Raw genomic sequence first — 21,079 nt, 5'->3', positions numbered from 1 at the left:
GTTTATTCCGTTTTTCATATCATGAAAGGGAAAAAGTCTTCACAATCCATACAGGATGCACATCTCTTTGGGCTGCAGGCTCTCTTCCTGTCACTTCCAAAACTGAAAAGGGAGTACTTTGATCGTTGCATTGCTATGCTTCAGGATAAGGGATTCATCACGCTGAACGACGATAATCGTGCCCGGCTGACTCATTCCGGAATAGAGGACTTGGCGGTTTACTTTCAAAAAAAACCGTACCCCGCCCATATGGATGGATTGAAGCATGGTGATCAGTCCATCCTCCTTTGGAAGAGACTCAGCCTACTGGTACAGGTGTTATCCAATGCGCGAATGAACGAAACATCGTACTTTCCCGTGCAGAGGGACCGGAAAGTTCAAGATTGGTTAAAAGTGTTCATCCGGAAGCAGGGGAAGACCGAAGTTTTGTCAGCAAAGCTGTTTGAAGAGCTGTACACCTTGCTAGCCCAAACAATGCCTGGTGAAGATCCGGGGATCCTTGTTGAGAGGCTGACGGGATACCGGGACTATGGAGCAACGGAAGGGCAATCAGCCGACCGGTTCGGTGTGGACCGTGAGGAGTACCGATTCAGATTCCTGAACCTTCTCCACTTCATCATCGCACGTGCCAAAGAGGATGCAGGTGCCTACCCGATAGTCTATTCGATCATAGAGGAAAAGGAGCATATCCAACCCCTCACCGCTTCGACCAAAAAAACGCTCGAGCTTTTTCAGAAGGGGATACACGTTGAGGAAATCGCCAGGATCCGTGAGCTGAAAGTGAATACGATTGAAGACCATTTGATCGAGATCATCTTGACACTCCATGACTTTCCCGTCACGTCATTCATAGATGAAGGGGTGTACGAAGAGGTGCTGGGCGTTCTGACAGAGTTAAAGACGAAGCGCCTCAAGCCGATCAAGGAAAGATTTCCTGAGTTGTCCTATTTTCAGATCCGTGCAGTCATTGCGAAGGCAGGTGAGACCCCGTGATTCTACAAGAAGAATTGAAGCGGCACTTTGGCTACGAAACGTTTCGTGCAGGACAGGAAGAAACCATCACTTCCATTCTTGATGGCTGTGATACGTTGTCCATGCTGCCCACCGGAACCGGTAAATCGCTCTGCTATCAACTTCCCGGTCAGCTGTTGGATGGCCAGGTGCTTATTGTTTCCCCTTTGCTATCCCTCATGCAGGATCAGGTGGAACAGATGAAGGTGAATGGGGAGAAGAGTGTGATCGCCCTTAATTCATTTCTTACTTATCAGGAGAAAGCCTGGGCGTTGGACCACATCCATCGATTCAAATTCATATTCGTTTCTCCGGAGATGATGAAAAGTGAGGCATTCCGTACAGCCGCTTCAAAGATTAGAGTAGGGCTGTTCGTGATCGATGAAGCACACTGCATTTCCCAGTGGGGCCCCGATTTCCGACCGGATTACCTCGACTTGGGGGAGGCGAGGGAACGTCTCGGGATGCCGGTGACCCTTGCCCTCACTGCCACTGCCACAAGGACAGTCCGGGATGATATCCGTGAGGTCCTCCGTATGGAGGGGGCAGCCGAGTTGGTCCATTCGGTCGATCGGAAGAACATTGGATTATTCGTAAGGAATGTGGAAGACGATCGGCATAAGCGGGATGAAGTCCTTTCGTTCGTAGAGCGTCTCAAGGGACCTGGAATCATTTATTTCACCAGTAAACGGAAAGCGGAAGATGTTGCCCTCTGGCTTCGCGAGCATGGAGTGGAGGGGGTCGCACACTATCACGGTGGAATGGACCATGAAGAAAGGATCCTGATTCAACAGCAATTCCTATCGGATAAGCTGCAAATCATCTGTGCCACCTCAGCCTTCGGTATGGGGGTGAACAAGGAAAATGTACGCTTTGTCGTCCATTATCATCTGCCATCAAGCATTGAATCCTATCTCCAGGAGATCGGCCGTGCAGGAAGGGATGGAAGGGAAAGTGTCTCTCTTGTCCTGTATGCAGAACAAGATGCGTCCATCCCCCTTCAATTCATGCATAGCGAGCTGCCGGATGATGCGCAGATCGAAGGCGCGATAGCAGCATTCCCCTCCATGGAATGGGGCGACATCATCGCTGCCCTGCAGCTTTCAGATGTGCAGTCCAGATTCCTTGAATATTATATTCAGTCGTTTGCACGCTATCGTTCTGATAGAATGGTAGAAGAAATCAAGCGGATCAGGGATGCGCGCATTGCCTATAAGCGCAGGAATCTCGATTCGGTCATGGGATGGCTCCACACGGCGTCATGCAGGCGTCAAGTGCTCCTTGACTATTTTGGTGAGGAGCTAAAGGATCGACCGGAACGGTGCTGTGACCGGTGCGGGTCAGATCTTGGTGAGTTCCATGGCGAGGGCGTTCATTCTTATCCGTCCCTTGAAAATTGGGCGGACCAGCTCAAAAAAATACTGTTAGGATCAGTGGTATAATGCAAAAGCAAGGAGATATCCTTAAAGGTTTATCCAAAAAACAGGTGACATTCCATCTCATGTTCACTCAATGCCTCCTCATAGCCGTTTCCATCGGTCTAGGCTATATGTTGATCGGCGATCTTGATCAATGGCTGAAACAGTTCGATTTTCATATGGATGTCCTCTGGATCGGAGGAGCCTTCGGGATCCTGGTAGTGACAGCGGATTTGATTATGATGAAACTGCTTCCGTCTCGCTATTATGATGATGGTGGGGTGAACGAGAGGATATTCGCAGATCGTGGCTTCTTCGAAATCATGGTTTTGGCGTTCATTATTGCGGTGAGTGAAGAACTGTTGTTCAGGGGGATACTTCAGTTCCATTTTGGGCTGATGGTGGCAAGCATTGTGTTTGCTGTGATCCATATCAGGTACTGGGCTCATTGGTTCCTTATCGTCAATGTGTTGACCTTGAGTTTTGTCATGGGAATCATCTATGACCAGACAGGGAATCTCCTAGTCACCATCGTCATGCATTTTGTCATTGATTTTCTCTTGGGTTTATACATGCGCCATCAGGCGAGATCTGAAGAGTAAAGAAGGGATAGCTATGAGTAAAGATCCATATCGTGAACAAGCTGCCAAATTAAAAAAGAAGATTGATAGGGTTCAGGAAGTGGAGCCTGTACATGAATCCGACGGACTCCCGAGCAGAAGTGAAATACAGCGGAAGAAAAGGGAATCCAAAAAGAAAAAGACGGCGATTCAGCATCCCCTCATCAAGCTGTTGCTCGTGTTTTTCTTCCTGATGCCCATCATTTTCCTCAGCTTATATTCTTATTTTGTCAATAAATCCGGACCTCTCGTGGTCTTCTCAAGTAAAAATGGAGTCGAAGAGGTACAATACGATCAAGGGGAGCCAAGTGAGGCGGCCCCAGCTGTTGATGAGGATAAGGAAAAAGAGCAGGCCAAGAAGAAGGAAGAAGCTGAAAAAGCGAAAGCCAAGAGAGAAAAGGAAAAGGCAGAAGCGTTGAAAGCGAAGGAAAAAGCTGAAGCTAAAAAAGCGAAAGAGCGCGAAGAAGCCAAAAAGGCAAAAGAAAAAGAGGAAGCGAAAAAAGCAGAAGAAAAGAAGCAGCAGGAACAGGCTGCGATTGAACAAGAAAAAAGCGAAGAAGCGGGACGTGTGGTTCAGCATACGGTCAAGCCACAGGAAACGCTCTACCGGATTGCGATGGATTATTATCAATCCCCATCCGGTGTACAGATCATCAGTGAAGCCAATGGCATTCAAAATAATGAAATCTATACGGGACAAGTGTTGACGATTCCCTTGAATGAATAAGAACCCGCCTCCGTGGAAGGCGGGTTTTTACGTGCTTCTAAAAAAAGGACGGGCTCATATAATGAATCGAGGGGGTGAGGGGGATGGATGAAATGAAAAACATCACCGACCGTGCAACGGAGCAGATGTTGACAAATCTCATTGAAAAGAAGAAGAAGTTCGATCAACTGAAGAAACAGCATCATTTTGCCCTTTGGGTGACCGCGGTGGGCTGTACCATATTCTTATACTATCTGACCCATACGGTAATTGGCCCTCATGCCTATTCAGCAGCCTCCATGATCACCGCTTTTGTATCCAGATCGCTGCACTTGTATGCCTTCCTTGCTGTAGCAGGCATGGCAGGAGCCACCAAAATCTTTCACCAGCGTAAAGAAAAAGCGGAAAAAGAATTTCATGCCCTGCGATGCGAGATCATCGATCGCAGCAAGGATCTTTGGAAAGAAGAAGCCTGGAAGAACCGGCACATCGTGTTTGAAACCATGAAAAAACAATATGACATCAACCTGTTCCATGAAGCGAAATAGACTAAAAGAAAATTTTCCGGTCCCGTTCTTCTTTGAGGATTTCAACGGCTTCCCGGAATCGCTGAGAATGGATGATTTCCCTTTCCCTGAGGAATCGTAGGCCGTCATTCAAATCGGGATCATCACTCATATTGATGATCCACTGATAGGTCGCCCGAGCTTTTTCTTCCGCTGCAATATCTTCATATAAATCAGCAATCGGATCTCCTTTCGCGGCAATATAGGACGCCGTGAAAGGCACTCCGGCTGCATTATGATAAAAGATTGCACCATCGTGATCGACATAGTGTGCATCAAGCCCCGCCGCTTTCATATCCTCGGGGGTGGCGTCCTTGATAAGTTTATACACCATCGTTGCAATCATCTCCAGATGGGCGAACTCTTCGGTTCCGATATCGGTGAGGAGTCCGATCACCTTGTCGGGGATGGTGTACCGCTGATTCAGATACCTGAGTGCTGCGGCGAGTTCACCGTCAGCTCCGCCGTATTGTTCGATCAACAACTTTGCAAGCTTCGGATTGCATGTGCTTACCCTGACCGGGTACTGGAGCTTCTTTTCATATACCCACATAAACGGATCGCCTCCTTGGATTCGTTATACTTGCCATGGCCACGGGGCCTCTTTCCATTTCCACGGATAATCCGAGTAGCTGCTTCCGAAACTCGTGAGGGGTCCGAACTTCTTTTCAAAGGTTTTCTTGATGGATTTACGCGTTTTTACATACATATTGAACTGGGAAATCGCTTCCTGATCTGTCGGATGGGTATCGAGATAAAGGGTCAGTTCGACAATGACAAAGTCGACGGTCTGAAGCTCTTCAAGAATGTCATAGTACTCTTGGGGGAGCTGCGTCATATAAGATTAGTCTCCTTTCATCTTTTCATAAGGACTGTAGTATGGATCATAGAATGCTTTCCACAAGGTTCCGGTTCGCAATGCTTCGCGGGGAGTGAATTGCTCCAAACCTGGTGGTTGAAATCCCATATAAAGCTGAGGGGGAGTGGAGTACACCTTCATGGTGATGGGGGGACATGGGTCAAACGGGCTGACATATGGTTCATAGGTTTTATAAAAACTGCTCATTCCTACGCCTCCTTCATCAGGATCCTTCATAGAAGCATATGAAACTGGGGAGAAAACATGAGGAAAATAAATGCCGTGGATAGAAGGGATGGGCCCTGTCGACGTTGAATAATATACTATACAAAAATAATATAGAGGTGGTACAGCCATGTTTGTCAAAAGCGTGATGATTCCCAAGCATAAGTGTTATGTCGTAAGTGTAGACGAATCCTTGAAAAAAGTACTGGATGTCCTTGAACATCATAAAATCGATGGTGTACCCGTACTGTCGAATGGAAAATACGCGGGAACGATCAGCCGTTTCTCCATCTACCGGCATTATTTTGAGTCGGGGATGGAAAAAGACGTGTTCCTCAATGAAGTGAAAGCAGGTGAAGTGGCATCGGAACAAGGTACCTACGTGACGGAGAAGGAAGTGTTCGAGAGTGCGTTGGTCCTGCTTCAGGATGCTCCGATCCTTCCAGTGGCTGGTGAAGATAGGGAATTCCTCGGTCTGATTACACGATTCGATGTACTGGATCACTTCAAAAGTGCTTTCGGCATGAATACGAAGGGAATAAGGATTGCTTTCTCCTCAGTGGAGACCGAGGGAAGAATCGCCCGTCTGGGGGATATCATCCAACAACATTCCGAGTCTGTCATCTCATTGGTCACGTTCGATGAAACGGATAAACTCCTGCGGAGGATCGTTCTAAAACTCGAGAAAAAGGATAATATGAACAAATTCATTTCCAAGTTGGAGAAGTCGGGCTTCAGGATCCTGGATATACACGAAGATGAATGATGTGAATGAAATTCATCCCCTCTCATACGTTGATGTATGGGAGGTTTTTTTTATGCGTGAAATCCGGTTACTGGTACTATCGATCCTGTTCGGAGGTGCTTTCATCCGTCTGTTCCCTGTTCATAAAGGTGAGTCAATCTCGGACCTCATCGTGGGCGCCGTCCTCAGTCCGGGCGGCTTCTTCGTGGCTTCTGCATTCTTTATTGCGGGGTTCATTCTTCAAGGGAAGGTAATCAAGGTGGAAATTCAAGCCCTTAGGGACAGGAAGCCGAGATATATTCTGATGTTCGCCCATTTACTGTCCATCCTCGCATTAACGTGGGTTGGTTGGGTGCATGCTTGTATATTCATATCCATTTCATGCGTGTATGGTATGATATCTTTAGATTTGAAACGAGAGGGCGGACGTCATGTGGATCATTAGTATTCTTTTAATCGTTGGGGTTTCCCTCATAGTGTACATGGTGAAGGAGGCGTTCGCCGATCGGGTGAGGGAACTCACGTTTCGATTCCCTTCATACCCGGTAGATGCTCCTCCTATGAAGATATTCTTCCTGTCCGATATACATAAACGAAGGATTTCTGAAAACATTATACATGCAGTGGAGGATAAAGCGGACGTAGTCGTCATCGTTGGAGACCTGACCGAGGGAGGGGTCCCCCTGTCCAGGGTGGAGGAGAATCTTGATGCATTATCTTCCATTGGACCGATTTTTTTTGTGTGGGGGAATAATGATTACGAAGTGGACCCGGACCGGCTGAAGGCTCTATTTCAAAAAAAGGGTGTCCGGGAGATGGTGAATGATACCGCAGAATACGGTGCAGTGACCTTCATCGGGGTAGATGACGGAACACTTGAAAAGGCTGACCTCCCCCATGCCATGAGAGGAACCGACCCCGATGCATGCCAGATCCTGCTGAGCCATGATCCTTCATTGAGTGCAGAGCTTACAGCATCGGACGGGGTCGATCTGATGCTCAGCGGGCACACCCATGGGGGACAAATAAGGCTGTTCGGATGGGGCCTTTATCCGAAGTCCGGGGTCGACCGGCTGCAGGCAGTCACAAGGGTGACGAGTGCAGGATATGGTACGTCTCTGCTTCCCCTGAGGCTCGGCGCTAAAGCTGAGACCCATATCATCACAATCGGGCACGGTTCAGGTAAGGAGTAGTCCCCCACTTATACACAGAGGTTATTCATAGCCTATACAAATTTTACACAACGGAATTTCTGGATTATACTTCTAGTGAGAAGAGTGGACATGGGGGATTTAATATGAGCAATGATAAAAAACAAGAAGGCAAGTATAATATAAAAGCGGTATCAACCATCTTAGGCGTACAACCCGGTACTCTTCGTGCCTGGGAAAGACGCTACCAGATCATCGCGCCCATCAGGAATGAATCGGGGCATCGCCTCTATACTGAACAGCATGTAAGCATCCTGCGCTGGCTTGTACAAAAGGTGGACCAGGGATTTACGATCAGCCAGGCCGTGTCGCTTCTGGACAAGAGTGAGCTTGAGGATCAGGAACTGTCACCACCTGTACAGAAGGACAGGACGGAAAGCATATCGGATGATCTATTAAAAGCATTACTGAGCTTTGACGAAACGAAGGCTCATGAATTGATCAATCAATCTTTTTCAATCTATACGATCGACAAGGTCGTCATCGATATTCTCGGTAGCCTGCTTGTCAGAATCGGTGACATGTGGGAGAACGGAGAAATCACGACGGCGCACGAACATTTCGCCACCTCGATCCTCAGGTCGAGGATCGGGATCATCATGCACTCCTTCCCTCACAACGGCATCCTGCCTAAGGTCGTGGCCGTATGTGGACCAGGTGAGTGGCATGAGCTTGGCCTCCTCATCTTCACATTGTATGTGAGAAGGAAAGGGTTCGAAGTGATTTATCTTGGGTCAAGCATCAAGGAGAATGACATTGAAGTAGTATTGGATGAAGTGCAGCCCAAGTTCCTCTTTTTCTCTTGCACGATGAGGGAGAATGTTGATGCTCTACTGGAATTGGTAGAGTCCCTGACCAAGGATCGTCCTGGCCTTGAAATCGGAATGGGAGGGTTCGCCATCGACCATCTCTCGCGTAATAAGAAAGCGGAATTCGCTGACCATATCGTCGGTCAGCAGAAGAACGATTGGGAAGCATGGCTGAAGAGCAAATTGTAGAGGTACCATGCACTGATTTACCCCCTGAACATAGTATGTGTTAAACCGTCATACACTTAGGGGGTACAAAGGATGAAGCTTGAGCGAATATCCGAAAATAAAATAAAATTTTCCATTACAGTCGAAGAACTTGAGCAAAAAGGGTTGTTCGAACAAGAAGAATGGAAAAACTCATATATGTGGCATGATTTGTTCGAAGATATGCTCGAAGAGGTCCAATGGAAGTTCGGGATCGAAGCCCAGATGGAAATCACGGTTGAAATTGAATCCTTCGATGAAAGAGAAGTCTGCATGATCCTCACCCTCGAAGCAGATGAGGATTATTCGGATTGGGAAGATATCCATGAGGAAGCTCCTGCTGGAGAGAGGCATCTCCTTGTTTTCATGGAAGATATCGAGGATATCATCTCGGCAGTCAAGCGGATTTCAGACGTCCACTGGTGGCAGCAGTCCAATGGAAATACAGGCTTGTATTTTCATGAAGGCCGCTACTATCTGTTCATCGATGATCTTTCTCCGGAGGAACGGTCATTGTTGGAAGCGATTTTACAGGAATATGGTGAGATATCGTCCATGACCAAGCATGTTCTATTGGAATACGGACGGATGCTCATTGAAAGAGATGCAGACCGAGAGCTTCTTCGTTTCTTTTGATGCCCCAAACTCCCTATAGATGCACGTTCAGGTCACTTTCGTATGAAGGTGATTTTTTTGCTTGTTCTATGCGGTAAGAAGCGGGTGGCACCAGTCACGTCGCCAAAACGAAAGGGAGATGATGATAAAATTTGAAATGTTAAAAATTAAAATGAAAGCGATTACAGTTTTTGTCCGTTTTTTGCATTTCTGCCTTTGCACAGGAGGATCAAACGTGTATACTATGCTATGAAAGCGGACGACACGTCTTATCACAGTGTAGAATACTGGGAGGTTTAGTATAAAAATGGTAGCCGATAAGGGGAAAGAAAGTCATCAGCATGATGTATTGAAATCAACGCAAACGGTTATTCATCTTGCATTGGATAAATTGGGGTATCCCGAGGAAGTATTCGAATTACTTAAAGAACCTGTCCGTATGTTGACGGTGAAGATTCCGGTGCGGATGGACGACGGGAAAGTGAAGGTGTTCACAGGATATCGGGCGCAACACAATGATGCGGTCGGGCCGACCAAGGGAGGTATCCGTTTCCATCCGAACGTCACGGAGAAGGAAGTAAAAGCCCTCTCAATCTGGATGAGCCTGAAATGTGGCATCGTAGATCTGCCTTACGGTGGAGGAAAAGGTGGTATCATCTGTGATCCAAGGGATATGAGCTTCCGTGAACTGGAGCGTCTGAGCAGGGGATACGTCAGGGCCATCAGCCAAATCGTCGGTCCCGCAAAAGACATACCGGCTCCTGATGTGTTTACAAACTCACAAATCATGGCTTGGATGATGGATGAGTACAGCCGCATCGATGAATATAATTCCCCAGGGTTCATTACGGGAAAACCATTGGTGCTGGGGGGCTCCCATGGTAGGGAGACGGCGACTGCCAAAGGGGTGACGATCTGCATACGTGAAGCAGCCAAGAAAAAAGGAATTGACTTGAAAGGGGCGCGTGTAGTGGTCCAGGGCTTCGGGAACGCAGGGAGCTTCCTGGCTAAATTCATGCATGATGCAGGAGCGAAGATCATTGGCATCTCTGATGCATATGGTGGATTACACGATGAGAACGGTCTTGATATCGACTACCTGCTCGACAGGAGGGACAGTTTCGGGACCGTCACCAAGCTTTTCAACGACACGATCTCAAATGAAGAGCTCTTAAAGCTCGATTGCGATATCCTCGTTCCGGCTGCCATTGAAAATCAGATAACAGAAGAGAATGCCCATAATATCAGGGCAGGGATCGTGGTGGAAGCTGCCAATGGACCAACGACCCTTGAAGCCACGAAGATCCTGACGGAACGCGGCATCCTCCTTGTGCCGGATGTCCTGGCATCGTCAGGCGGAGTGACAGTCTCGTATTTCGAGTGGGTTCAAAACAATCAAGGCTACTACTGGACGGAAGAAGAAGTAGAAGAGAAGTTAGAGAAGATCCTTGTGAATTCGTTCCAAAATGTCTACGATACCGCCCAAACGAGGCGCGTCGACATGAGGCTCGCTGCCTACATGGTCGGCGTCCGTAAAATGGCGGAAGCGTGTCGGTTCAGGGGCTGGATTTAAGAAATTCAATGAGGTCGTCCGATAAGGGCGGCCTTTTTCGATTGGGTGGGGAGGGGGAAGGGAAGAGTTGAGGGTCATGATTCTTTGACCTCCTTTTAAAAGTATTACATAATATGTGTAAGACCAAACCAGAAAAAGATCCATTGTATTTGAAGGAGTGTCACAGTTGAAAAAAGAAGATTGCATCATCGTCGGTGGGGGGCCGTGCGGTTTATCGGCTTCCATCCGATTGAGAGAACAAGGATTGAATCCTTTAATCATTGAAAAGGGAAATATCGTGAACGCCATCTATCATTACCCGACACATCAGACATTCTTCTCCTCCAGCGAGAAGCTCGAGATCGGGGACGTTCCGTTTGTCATTGAAGAGCATAAACCGCGCAGGAATCAGGCGCTTGTTTATTATCGTGAGGTGGCGAAGAGGAAGGATCTGAGGATCAATCGCTTTGAGACAGTGGAGAAGGTGGAGAAAACGGGGGACACCTTCGTTGTCTCTACCACAAAAGATCAATATGAGTGTAACTATATCATCATTGCCACGGGTTATTATGATCACCCCAATTATATGGGGATACCTGGAGAAGAATTGGATAAAGTGTACCATTACTTCAAGGAGGCCCATCCCTTCTTTGACACGGATGTGGTGGTGATCGGCGGGAAAAATTCGGCTGTCGATGCCGCACTTGAACTGAATAAGGCAGGAGCAAGGGTCACGGTCATCTATAGGGGCAGTGAGTACTCGAAGAGTGTGAAACCGTGGATCCTTCCTAATTTTGATGCCCTTGTACGAAACGGTGAAATCAAGATGGAATTCGATGCATGCGTGGAAGAAATCACGGATGAAACAGTCACCTACAGCAAGGATGGGAAAACCTTCTCGGTTACAAATGACTATGTATTTGCCATGACGGGCTATCACCCTGATCACAGTTTTCTTACCAAGATGGGGATTGAGCTTGATCCTGAATCCGGAAGGCCTTTGATCAACGAAGAGACGATGGAAACGAATGTTGACAACATCTATATTGCAGGTGTCATCGCGGCCGGTAATAATGCCAATGAAATCTTCATTGAAAACGGCAGGCATCATGGAGGACTGATCGCAGAGGATATCGCAAGGAAGGAAAGATAGAAAAAGTCGGGACAAAATTAAACAGGGACCATGGGGTGACGAACACTGTCCGTATAAATTCCTTATTCCGCTCATGATTTCCGTGCAAGACCTCACTTTCAATGAGTAGCCTCTGATCCTCCGCCTGGGGTCTCCCGGCACCGCAGGAGATTTTGTCTTGTACTCCGATCGACTGCTGGAATTGCTGGAATAGTCATGTTCATTAAGCAAATTAAAAACCCGAATTCATACTCCTGATATCAGGCAAATGAATTCGGGTTTTACTATAACTAAAACAAGTTGTCCGAGCCTTTTTTATTGTTTGAAAATCAATTCAAGCTCATTCATATCGCTTGTCTGGGATAGGGCGACCATTAGCTTGATCCGAGCTTTCTGTCCGTTGAGGCCGTTTGAGAATATGACCCCTTTTTCCTTAAGTTCCTTGCCTCCGCCTGCGTAACCGTACACATCCTGAGCAATTCCGTTGAAGCATCTGGATACAAGCACCACCGGTATGTTGGCGGCAATAAGATCATCAATTCCTTCGAGTGCGCCAGGTGGAAGATTACCTTGTCCGAGTGCCTCAATGACGACTCCTTCGTAGCTTAGATCCTTGATCGCTTTCAGCAGATCGGAATCCATTCCTGCGTAAGCTTTGATCAATGTCACCTTTTTGGAGACGTCACATACATGATAATGCTCATTTGAAGTGGGCTGGTGATGATATAGGATGCCCTGCTTGGTGACAATCCCGATCGGTCCGTATTGAGGACTCTGGAAGGTCGATACATTGCTTGTGTGGGTTTTGGTCACGTTTTTGGCAGAGTGGATCTCGTCATTCAAAACGACAAGGACCCCTTTGGAGATGGACTTATCATCAGCCGCGACGCGAACCGATGATATGAGGTTGTAGAGACCGTCCGCTCCGATTTCATTGCTTGACCGCATGGCACCTGTCACAACGACTGCAATCGGCAGTGATAGTGTGAGATCCAGGAAGTAGGCCGTTTCTTCCAACGTATCCGTTCCATGCGTGATGACCACCCCATGGAAGGGCTCTTCTTTATATGAATCCTCGATCAGCCTCTTGATCTTTTCCATATGTACTGGTGTGATATGGGGAGAAGGAAGATGGAATGCCTCGATCACGTGAAGATCGGCAAGGTCGGATACGATAGATGTCTGGACAGAAAGAGGATTCTCCTTGCCTGGACTTACGGCACCGGTCTCTGCATCCTCCATCATGGAGATGGTTCCCCCGGTGTGGATGACGATGATTTTCTTTTTCATGGATTTCTCCTCCAGTCGATAAGATACTATTTTCATTCCTAGTTTAACATGATACGATGAAGGAAACGGAAAGAAAAGAGGACTTTTTATGCTGGTGATCTTATCAGCAGGCATAGCACCTGGCTTGGCGCTGCTGAGTTATTTTTACCTACGTGATGAATACGATGCAGAACCTGTGGCGCTGGTGTTCAAGGCCTTTTTATTTGGTGTGATCATCACCTTTCCAATCATGTTCCTCCAATACGTACTGGATGTCGAAGGGTTTGTTACTTCGAACTTCTCCACCGCCTATCTTTCCTCAGGATTCCTCGAGGAGTTTTTTAAATGGTTCATCCTCATCTTCGTCATTTATCAGCATGTACATTTCGACGAACCTTATGACGGTATCATTTACGGAGCAAGTGTTTCCCTAGGATTTGCGACAGTGGAAAATATCCTTTACCTCGTAGCGAACGGAGTGGAGTACGCATTCGGACGTGCACTCCTTCCTGTATCAAGTCATGCATTATTCGGTGTCCTGATGGGGTATTACCTTGGAAAAGCAAAGTTCTCCCCGGAAGAAGGGAAGGTGAAGTGGATGATCATGTCGATCTCCCTGCCCATCATCCTGCATGGTACCTACAATTATATCTTCCTTTCAGAAAAAAACTGGGTGTATTTTATGATTCCCTTCATGTTCTTCCTTTGGTGGCTCGGATTGAAAAAGGTAAAACAAGCTCACAGGCTATCAGAACACCACTATAAATCAAAGATGATCAAGGATCCCGTAAGACACTCAGGCTGAGTGTTTTTTTTATTTCATTCAGATCTGTGCTGGTTGACCGCATATTTGAGCAAAGAGCTTTGCATAAAATGGGTGCCTCTACAAAAACTACTGAAAATGTGAAATGAGAATATGGAGGTTACGCATGATGAAGAGAATTTGGAAAGTTGGCGCTGCAGTAATGATCTGCATCCTTGTTATGATATCGTCCGAAGCATCGGAAACAGATGCGTTCACAGGGCAAGTCATCCAGCAGGGGGCCACCGGCGATGATGTCATCGAGCTTCAGGCGAGACTTCAATATATAGGGTTCTATAACGGGAAGATTGATGGGGTATTCGGGTGGGGAACCTATTGGGCCCTGCGTAATTTTCAGTACGAATACGGACTGCCCATTGATGGTCTCGCAGGCAAAACGACGAAAGACAAGTTAGCCAAAGCTTCTAAGTTTGATAAACAGTATGTGCACGATCAGATCAATAAAGGAAACAAGTTCACCTACTATGGGGGCACCGACCAAAGCAAGCAGAGCACCGGGAAAACGGACGCCAATAAAGGATCATCCGGGGCAAAACCGTCGGCCGTCAATGCACCGAGCGGCTATTCCCAGAATGATATCCAACTCATGGCCAACGCTGTCTACGGTGAGGCCAGGGGAGAACCGTATGAAGGTCAGGTGGCTGTGGCTGCCGTTATATTAAATCGGATCGACAGCCCTTCGTTTCCTAATACGGCAGCAGGAGTCATATTTGAACCAGGTGCATTCACAGCCGTGGCGGATGGTCAGATCTGGCTCACGCCGAATGAGAGGGCCAAGGAAGCAGTCATGGATGCCATAAATGGATGGGATCCGTCGTCGAGTGCTCTCTACTATTTCAATCCGGAGACGGCCACTAGTAAATGGATATGGAGCAGGCCACAGATCAAGAAAATAGGGAAGCATATATTCTGTAATTAAGGGGTGATTCAAGATGATACGAGGAATAATCATTGCAGTATTAGTCATAGGCGTGGCAGGAACGGCCTTCTGGGGGTATCAGGAGCACCAGGAGAAGAATGCGATACTGATCAATGCAGAGAATAATTATCAGCGAGCCTTCCATGAATTGACATACCAGATGGACATGCTGCATGACGGAATCGGCGCCACGCTCGCCATGAATTCAAGGAAGTCTCTGTCACCGGCCTTGGCGGATGTGTGGAGGCTGACTTCACAGGCGCACAGCGATGTGGGGCAGCTGCCTCTATCGCTCCTGCCGTTCAACAAAACGGAGGAATTCCTGAGCCAGATCGGGGACTTCAGCTATCGCACGGCCGTACGTGACCTCGATAAGAACCCGTTGACAGATGAAGAATACAAATCACTCGAAAAATTGTATGAACAAAGTGCGGAAATCCAGGATGAACTTCGAACCGTACAAAATCTGGTCATGAAGAATAACCTCCGTTGGATGGATGTTGAAATGGCCTTAGCCAGTGGAAAAGAGCAAGCCGATAATACCATCATCGACGGATTCAAGACCGTTGAAAAAAATGTAACGGGCTATACGGAAGCAAATGTCGGGACAACGACGTTCGTAAACAATCAGAAAAAAGAAAATAATTTCAAGAAGCTCAAAGGGAAAAACATTACGAAGGATCAAGCGGTCGCCCTCCTGAGGAAGTATTCTGGCGTCGGTGAATCGAAGGATGCAAGGGTCGAAAAAAGCGGGAAGGGCTCAGAGTTTGAATTTTATTCCGTTTCCATCGGCAATGGTGGGGCGGATGCCAGTATGGATGTTACGAAAAAAGGCGGCTATCCGATCTGGTATATCAATAACCGCAACGTGAAGGATGCCGTCATCTCCTTGAATGAGGCATCCCGCAATGCTTCAAAGTTCCTGAACGATAATGATTTCGAGCAGTTGGAACTGTTTGAAAGCGCGCAGTACAATAATATCGGTGTCTTCACCTTCGTGAAGACGATTGATGGGGTGAGGATCTATCCTGATTCCATCAAAGTGAAGGTGGCCCTTGACAACGGTCAGATCGTCGGATTTGCTGCAGACGAATACCTGAGGAATCATCATGACCGAGAAACGGCTGAGCCGACCATTTCGATTGAGAAGGCAAAGGGATACACCAGTCCGAATCTGAAAGTGATGGAAGAAAGACAGGCAGTCATCGTCAATGACTTGAATGAAGAGGTGCTCTGCTATGAATTCCTTGGAATGATGGGAAAGGACACCTTCAGGATCTTCATCAACGCACAGAACGGTCAGGAAGAAAAAGTCGAGCGTCTGAAAAGTACGGAACAGCTTTATTAAGAGGGAAACGGGCTAAATGGCCCGTTTTTTCTTGTATAGATGAAAAATTATGGAAAACAAAAGAAAGGAATGGCATAATAAAAGTAGGTATAAAAGGATAGGAGGAAAGAACTATGTTTGAAGTTGGGATGACTCTGCAGTTGGAGCAGGACGGAGTGGAAGGGACGTATAAATGCAGGGTGTGCGAACTGGAAGATGATAAGGTCCTGATTGATTATCCAATCCATCAGAAAACGGGGAAATCCATTTTCCTTATAAATGGAACGCGCCTGAAGGTGAGTTTTGTCCTGAAGGACCAGACGGTGTTGGAATGTAGGACGGATGTGGTGGGGAGAAGGATGGCGGAAATTCCTTTGATCGAGTTGGAGCGTCCATCTGAGGAAGAGTTTCAACGGATCCAGAGGCGGCATTTCGTACGGATCGAAGCACCGGTCGACATCAGTTTGAAGTCGGAGGGAAATCAGATTGTCACGGTTACGGAAGATATCAGTGCAGGTGGATGTGCTCTCATCCTGAAAGAGGACGCAGGGATCCGGGAAGAGGAAGAAGTAGAGCTATTCCTTGTCCTCCCTTTGCAAAAGGCCAACCAGTACCTTGAGCTGAAGGGAAGGGTCAGTCGAATATGGGAAAAAGATAGGAGAAAACTTGCAAGCATTGAATTCATTGCACCGGATGAAGCCCATAAGCGCCACATCATGCGATTCTGTTTTGAAAAACAGCTTGATCACAGAAAAAAAGGGTTTGCATGAATAATATCTAATGGATGGTGCATACTTTTTCTAATCAAATGGAAAAGGTGATGGAATGAAAGCCGTCGAACGAATCCTCCTTAAACTGATGATCATGCATCTGATCCTGCTTTTTGCAGCCCAGTGGCTCATCCACTATGATCCCATTCCGTCCCTTCGGAAGATCACATTTTATGAAGGAGTGGAAAAACTGACATACAGCGAAATACTCGAAACAATCAAGAATCCAGGCAGATAGGGGCGTAAAGCCCTTCCTCTCCCCCCTTCCTTCCTTAGTGCTCCCCGCTATTAGCACGAACCCCTGAATGGAAAACTTTCCTGATGCGCCCCCGATGATTTATGTTAAAATGGATAAGAAATTTATTAGGAATGTAAGCAGGTGGATGAAAATGAATTTGAGAATAGCTATTGATGGTCCTGCAGCGGCAGGAAAAAGCACCGTCGCCAAGATCGTCGCGGGAAGACTGTCTTATCTTTATATCGATACAGGAGCCATGTACAGGTCCCTGACATATAAAGCATTGAATAAAGGTGTCGCTTTGACAGATGAGGATGCCCTTAAAGAGGTATTGGATGCTACGGTCATCGAGTTGAAACCTACTGATGGCGGTCAGATCGTCCTCGTAGACGGAACGGATGTAACAGATGAGATCAGGCAGGCAAACGTTACGAATTCGGTCTCACATGTTGCTGTGCACTCGAAGGTCCGTGAAGAGATGGTCAGCAGGCAGCAGCAGCTTGCCAGCGAAGGCGGCGTCGTCATGGACGGCCGCGATATCGGAACCCATGTAATACCAGATGCGGAAGTGAAGATCTTCTTGCTTGCGAGCGTGGAGGAGCGGGCGGAGCGTCGTCATTCTGAGAATTTGAGAAAAGGTTTCCCCTCCGACCTTGAAAAGTTGAAGGAAGAGATCGCCCTTCGTGATAAAATCGATTCCGAGAGGGAAGTTGCACCGCTGAAAAAGGCAGAGGATGCCATCGAAATTGATACAACCTCCCTTTCAATCAATGAAGTGGTGCAGGAAATCATGAAACAAGTGGAAAGGATCGATTGATGTGAATCTTTATTCCTTTGCAAGAGGCCTTGTGAAGTCAATCCTTTCTCCGTTGTACCGCATTCAGGTGGAGGGTCTTGAACACTTCCCCAAAGAAGGGGGCGTCCTCCTTTGCTCCAATCACATCGACAACCTGGATCCCCCGGTCGTCGGAGTCGCAGCTCCCAGACCCGTGTCATTCATGGCCAAAGAGGAACTCTTCAATGTACCGATCCTCGGGAAGATCCTTCCGGGCATCCACGCTTTCCCTGTACGGAGGGGGATGAGCGACCGGGAGGCATTGAGGAAGGGTCTGAAGGTTTTGAAAGAGGGAGAGGTTTTAGGTCTGTTCCCAGAGGGTACTAGAAGTAAAACAGGAGAAATCGGAAAGGGATTGGCGGGAGCGGGATTCTTTGCACTACGCTCAGACGCTCATGTCGTACCGTGTGCCATCATTGGACCGTACAAACCATTCCGGAAGCTCAGGGTCATCTTCGGTCCGCCGATTGATATGGAACCGATCAGGGGGCAAAAGATGAACGCCGAGCAAACGACCGACATCATCATGGGTCATATCTCCGATTTAATGAAGAACCATCATTAATATAAGCTTTCTTGCTTGACAAAAAGAGCTATTTATTAGAAGTTAATAGAAAGAATATTTAAAATGCATGCGAGAAGTTCAAATTTTTTGCAGTCATGGATTAAGGAGGAGTACATAATGGAAGACATGAATGGAATCGAAGTGAAAAATCTCGAGATTGGTGAAAGAGTTCAAGGTACCGTCACTAAGGTCGAAGAGAAGCAGGTCCTAGTGGATGTCCAGGATAGCAAGGTGGATGGCATCATTCCAATCAGTGAACTCTCAAGCCTTCATATTGAAACAGCATCCGATGTAGTCAGTGAAGGGGATGTACTTGAGTTAATCGTGACGAAAGTGGAAGAGGAGCTCTTAGTCCTGTCCAAACGAAAAGTTGATGCTGAAAAAGCATGGGAAGATATGAAAGACCGCTTTGAACAAGGGGAAATCTTTGAAGCGGAAGTCAAAGACGTCGTCAAGGGTGGTCTTGTTGTCGATCTTGGCGTACGCGGTTTCGTGCCAGCTTCACTTGTCGAAGATCACTATGTTGAGGATTTCGCAGATTACAAGAATAAGACTCTTACTTTCAAAATCGTGGAATTGGACCAGGAGAAAAATCGGTTGATCCTTTCCCACCGCGCAGTGGTCGAAGCCGAGAAGCAAGAGCAGAAGAAGCAGCTTCTCGTCGACATCGAATCTGGTTCCGTCCTTGAAGGAACCGTACAAAGAATCACTGATTTCGGAGCTTTCGTCGATATCGGTGGCGTGGACGGGCTTGTCCATATTTCTCAACTTTCCCACGAACATGTTGAGAAACCATCAGACGTAGTGACAGAAGGACAGAAAGTAACGGTAAAGGTACTAAGTGTGGACCGTGATAACGAACGGATCTCCTTATCCATCAAGGAGACTCTACCTGGGCCTTGGAGTGAGATCGCAAGCAAAGCACCAAAAGGAACCGTTCTTGAAGGGGTTGTGAAACGCCTCGTTTCTTATGGCGCATTCGTCGAGGTTTTCCCCGGCGTAGAAGGACTTGTGCATATTTCCCAGATTTCTCACAAGCATATCGGTACACCGCACGAAGTTCTTCAGGAGAACCAGGATGTGAAAGTGAAGGTCCTTGATGTGAATGAAGCAGATCAACGCCTTTCATTGAGCATCAAGGCGCTTGAAGAAAAAGAAGCGGAAATAACCGATTATGAAATGCCGGAAGAAAGCACAGGGTTCCAGCTCGGTGAAATGATCGGTGATAAACTGAAAGACTTGAAATAAAAGCAGGTTTGACTACAATCCCCTTGCCGATGGCGGGGGATTGCTTTACGATAAAATACAAAATGGTGATGCGTGTGACAAGAGCTCAACGAAAACAGGATCATATTAAACATGCTTTATCAACAGGTCAGCTGCGAAAGACCGGTTTTGATGAAGTAGCTTTTGTTCACCAAAGCTTACCGAATATAGCACTTGAAGATATAGATCTTCATACAAAAATCGGCGGACTTGAGTGGAGTTCGCCGATTTTCATTAATGCTATGACCGGTGGTGGCGGGGAACAAACATCCAAGATCAATGAGGATCTCTCGGTTCTTGCCAGGGAAACAGGTATGGCTATAGCCGTGGGGTCCCAGATGTCCGCACTGAAGGACACGTCAGAAAGATCCACATATGAAATCGTTCGGAAATATAATCCTGAGGGGATCGTCCTTGGGAACCTGGGCAGCGAGGCTACGGTTCAGCAGGCACAGGACGCCGTGGAGATGATTCGGGCTGATGCCCTTCAAATCCATCTTAATGTCATCCAGGAACTGACCATGCCTGAAGGGGATCGTGACTTCAAAGGAGCACTGGAGCGAATCGGATTGATTGCAGAAGGCCTGTCTGTACCTGTCATAGTGAAAGAAACCGGCTTCGGAATCAGTAGGGAAGCGGCACAGGCCCTTTCCCGAACGAAGATAGCCGGGATCGACATCGGTGGCTTCGGGGGTACCAACTTCTCAAGAATTGAAAATCAACGTCGTGAAAGGATGCTTCATTTCTTTGATGATTGGGGCATTCCGACGGCCATTTCCATTGCAGAAGCCCATCAGGCCACAGACCTTCCAATCATTTCCTCAGGTGGTATCATGAATAGTCTGGATATCGTCAAGTCGATCAGTCTCGGGGCATCGGCTGCCGGTATGGCAGGTGTACTTCTTGGTAAACTATTGGGCGATGGACTTCAAGCTACCATTAAGGAAGTCAATGAGATTCATACGGATATACGCTATCTTATGAGTGCTTTGGGCTGTGAGACGCTTGAAGATCTCCATCAGACACCCCTCATCCTCACGGGGAATGTGTACCACTGGCTGATGGTACGTGGCCTTGAACCAGAACGATTCAGCAGAAGGGGAATATAAAAAAGAACGGATCCAAGAGGATCCGTTCTTTTTTATGGGACTTGAACCCGAACTTATCTGGGAGCAGTTGGGTCACCTATGTTTTCTGCTTTCAGCAGGGCTTTCCATGCTTGTAGCGCCTTTGTAATGAAGCCCCTGGTCTCGATCTGATTCCACTCGCTTACTCTGTTTCAGTTTCTTTTCTTGACGATCTTTTCCCATGTGTCTGTCACCCCCTTCCTTTATTTTTTCAGGGATGATTTTTCTCATACATGAATGGGATACATAAATATTTTCCATAAT

26 protein-coding genes are annotated in these 21,079 nt (G+C 47.2%); 21 read left to right on the top strand and 5 right to left on the bottom strand.

Annotated elements, in window-relative coordinates:
• Positions 1–21: 21 nt before the first annotated feature.
• The 5 genes from ABJ225_RS06215 to ABJ225_RS06195 all read left to right on the top strand — a co-directional run bounded on the left by ABJ225_RS06215 (position 22) and on the right by ABJ225_RS06195 (position 4,303).
• Positions 22–993, top strand: coding sequence for a YpbB family protein (locus ABJ225_RS06215; RefSeq protein ID WP_347319005.1), 972 nt, complete (start codon positions 22–24; stop codon positions 991–993).
• Positions 990–2,453 carry a RecQ family ATP-dependent DNA helicase gene (locus ABJ225_RS06210; protein WP_347319003.1) on the top strand — a complete coding sequence of 488 codons (1,464 nt, stop codon included), beginning with the start codon at positions 990–992 and terminating at the stop codon, positions 2,451–2,453. The genes ABJ225_RS06215 and ABJ225_RS06210 overlap by 4 nt, the downstream gene beginning before the upstream one ends.
• Positions 2,453–3,031: a CPBP family intramembrane glutamic endopeptidase gene (locus ABJ225_RS06205; protein WP_286188236.1), complete on the top strand. Its 579-nt coding sequence runs from the start codon at positions 2,453–2,455 to the stop codon at positions 3,029–3,031. The genes ABJ225_RS06210 and ABJ225_RS06205 overlap by 1 nt, the downstream gene beginning before the upstream one ends.
• Positions 3,032–3,044: 13 nt before the next feature.
• Positions 3,045–3,776, top strand: coding sequence for a LysM peptidoglycan-binding domain-containing protein (locus ABJ225_RS06200; RefSeq protein ID WP_318341393.1), 732 nt, complete (start codon positions 3,045–3,047; stop codon positions 3,774–3,776).
• A gap of 83 nt (positions 3,777–3,859) precedes the next feature.
• A complete protein-coding gene (locus tag ABJ225_RS06195; protein ID WP_290032317.1) occupies positions 3,860–4,303 on the top strand; it encodes a DUF2663 family protein in 444 nt (147 codons plus the stop codon).
• Position 4,304: 1 nt separating this feature from the next.
• On the opposite strand, the gene cotJC is transcribed toward ABJ225_RS06195, so the two are convergent.
• From cotJC to ABJ225_RS06180, 3 genes are read right to left on the bottom strand one after another with little or no spacing between them, the layout of a single operon-like run.
• The gene (gene cotJC, locus ABJ225_RS06190; RefSeq protein WP_053426707.1) at positions 4,305–4,874 is read right to left on the bottom strand and encodes a spore coat protein CotJC; all 570 of its coding nucleotides are present in this window, start codon (positions 4,872–4,874) and stop codon (positions 4,305–4,307) included.
• A gap of 24 nt (positions 4,875–4,898) precedes the next feature.
• Positions 4,899–5,159: a spore coat protein CotJB gene (locus ABJ225_RS06185; RefSeq protein WP_053426708.1), complete on the bottom strand. Its 261-nt coding sequence runs from the start codon at positions 5,157–5,159 to the stop codon at positions 4,899–4,901.
• A 6-nt stretch (positions 5,160–5,165) separates the two neighbouring features.
• Positions 5,166–5,387, bottom strand: a complete 222-nt coding sequence (locus ABJ225_RS06180; protein ID WP_053426709.1) for a spore coat associated protein CotJA — start codon at positions 5,385–5,387, stop codon at positions 5,166–5,168.
• Positions 5,388–5,535: 148 nt separating this feature from the next.
• Here ABJ225_RS06180 and ABJ225_RS06175 point away from each other — a divergent pair, with 148 nt between their 5' ends.
• From ABJ225_RS06175 to ABJ225_RS06145, 7 genes are all read left to right on the top strand, one after another.
• Entirely contained in the window at positions 5,536–6,171 is a 636-nt protein-coding gene (locus ABJ225_RS06175; RefSeq protein WP_056535651.1) for a CBS domain-containing protein, read from the top strand.
• A 52-nt stretch (positions 6,172–6,223) separates the two neighbouring features.
• Positions 6,224–6,595, top strand: coding sequence for a hypothetical protein (locus ABJ225_RS06170; RefSeq protein ID WP_159640076.1), 372 nt, complete (start codon positions 6,224–6,226; stop codon positions 6,593–6,595).
• Positions 6,582–7,343: a metallophosphoesterase gene (locus ABJ225_RS06165; RefSeq protein WP_347318998.1), complete on the top strand. Its 762-nt coding sequence runs from the start codon at positions 6,582–6,584 to the stop codon at positions 7,341–7,343. Before ABJ225_RS06170 ends, ABJ225_RS06165 begins: the two co-directional genes overlap by 14 nt.
• A gap of 104 nt (positions 7,344–7,447) precedes the next feature.
• Complete coding sequence (locus ABJ225_RS06160) at positions 7,448–8,359, top strand: MerR family transcriptional regulator (RefSeq protein WP_148984522.1); 912 nt, start codon at positions 7,448–7,450, stop codon at positions 8,357–8,359.
• A gap of 72 nt (positions 8,360–8,431) precedes the next feature.
• The gene (locus ABJ225_RS06155) at positions 8,432–9,013 is read left to right on the top strand and encodes an adaptor protein MecA (protein ID WP_079516313.1); all 582 of its coding nucleotides are present in this window, start codon (positions 8,432–8,434) and stop codon (positions 9,011–9,013) included.
• Positions 9,014–9,299: 286 nt separating this feature from the next.
• Positions 9,300–10,565: a Glu/Leu/Phe/Val family dehydrogenase gene (locus ABJ225_RS06150; RefSeq protein ID WP_347318996.1), complete on the top strand. Its 1,266-nt coding sequence runs from the start codon at positions 9,300–9,302 to the stop codon at positions 10,563–10,565.
• 166 nt (positions 10,566–10,731) lie between these two features.
• Positions 10,732–11,697, top strand: a complete 966-nt coding sequence (locus ABJ225_RS06145; protein WP_079516312.1) for a YpdA family putative bacillithiol disulfide reductase — start codon at positions 10,732–10,734, stop codon at positions 11,695–11,697.
• A gap of 294 nt (positions 11,698–11,991) precedes the next feature.
• Here ABJ225_RS06145 and ABJ225_RS06140 read toward each other — a convergent pair whose 3' ends face one another.
• Positions 11,992–12,966: an asparaginase gene (locus tag ABJ225_RS06140; protein WP_079516311.1), complete on the bottom strand. Its 975-nt coding sequence runs from the start codon at positions 12,964–12,966 to the stop codon at positions 11,992–11,994.
• A gap of 88 nt (positions 12,967–13,054) precedes the next feature.
• On the opposite strand from ABJ225_RS06140, the gene prsW reads away from it, so the two are divergent.
• The 9 genes from prsW (at position 13,055) to fni (ending at position 20,797) form a co-directional block, all read left to right on the top strand.
• Positions 13,055–13,750 carry a glutamic-type intramembrane protease PrsW gene (gene prsW / locus ABJ225_RS06135; RefSeq protein WP_056535674.1) on the top strand — a complete coding sequence of 232 codons (696 nt, stop codon included), beginning with the start codon at positions 13,055–13,057 and terminating at the stop codon, positions 13,748–13,750.
• Positions 13,751–13,910: 160 nt separating this feature from the next.
• Positions 13,911–14,687, top strand: a complete 777-nt coding sequence (gene sleB / locus ABJ225_RS06130; RefSeq protein WP_481900606.1) for a spore cortex-lytic enzyme — start codon at positions 13,911–13,913, stop codon at positions 14,685–14,687.
• A 13-nt stretch (positions 14,688–14,700) separates the two neighbouring features.
• The gene (ypeB, locus tag ABJ225_RS06125; RefSeq protein ID WP_218246110.1) at positions 14,701–16,035 is read left to right on the top strand and encodes a germination protein YpeB; all 1,335 of its coding nucleotides are present in this window, start codon (positions 14,701–14,703) and stop codon (positions 16,033–16,035) included.
• Positions 16,036–16,148: 113 nt separating this feature from the next.
• Positions 16,149–16,784 (top strand): flagellar brake protein, encoded by a 636-nt coding sequence (locus ABJ225_RS06120; protein WP_079516309.1) that lies wholly within the window; start codon positions 16,149–16,151, stop codon positions 16,782–16,784.
• A gap of 55 nt (positions 16,785–16,839) precedes the next feature.
• Positions 16,840–17,022 (top strand): YpfB family protein, encoded by a 183-nt coding sequence (locus ABJ225_RS06115; protein ID WP_053426721.1) that lies wholly within the window; start codon positions 16,840–16,842, stop codon positions 17,020–17,022.
• 145 nt (positions 17,023–17,167) lie between these two features.
• A complete protein-coding gene (gene cmk / locus ABJ225_RS06110; protein ID WP_079516308.1) occupies positions 17,168–17,839 on the top strand; it encodes a (d)CMP kinase in 672 nt (223 codons plus the stop codon).
• A gap of 1 nt (position 17,840) precedes the next feature.
• Positions 17,841–18,422 (top strand): lysophospholipid acyltransferase family protein, encoded by a 582-nt coding sequence (locus ABJ225_RS06105; protein WP_056535689.1) that lies wholly within the window; start codon positions 17,841–17,843, stop codon positions 18,420–18,422.
• Between the two features lie 114 nt (positions 18,423–18,536).
• Positions 18,537–19,670 carry a 30S ribosomal protein S1 gene (gene rpsA / locus ABJ225_RS06100; RefSeq protein ID WP_079516758.1) on the top strand — a complete coding sequence of 378 codons (1,134 nt, stop codon included), beginning with the start codon at positions 18,537–18,539 and terminating at the stop codon, positions 19,668–19,670.
• A gap of 74 nt (positions 19,671–19,744) precedes the next feature.
• Positions 19,745–20,797, top strand: coding sequence for a type 2 isopentenyl-diphosphate Delta-isomerase (gene fni / locus ABJ225_RS06095; protein WP_238281375.1), 1,053 nt, complete (start codon positions 19,745–19,747; stop codon positions 20,795–20,797).
• 72 nt (positions 20,798–20,869) lie between these two features.
• Here the strand turns inward: fni and ABJ225_RS06090 are convergent, their stop codons facing one another.
• The gene (locus tag ABJ225_RS06090) at positions 20,870–20,998 is read right to left on the bottom strand and encodes a YpzI family protein (RefSeq protein ID WP_079516307.1); all 129 of its coding nucleotides are present in this window, start codon (positions 20,996–20,998) and stop codon (positions 20,870–20,872) included.
• Positions 20,999–21,079: the final 81 nt, after the last annotated feature.

It is taken from the genome of Rossellomorea sp. RS05, assembly GCF_039822645.1.
GTDB classification, from domain to species: Bacteria; Bacillota; Bacilli; order Bacillales; family Bacillaceae_B; genus Rossellomorea; species Rossellomorea marisflavi_B.
This window is presented reverse-complemented; position numbering and strand designations above follow the sequence as displayed.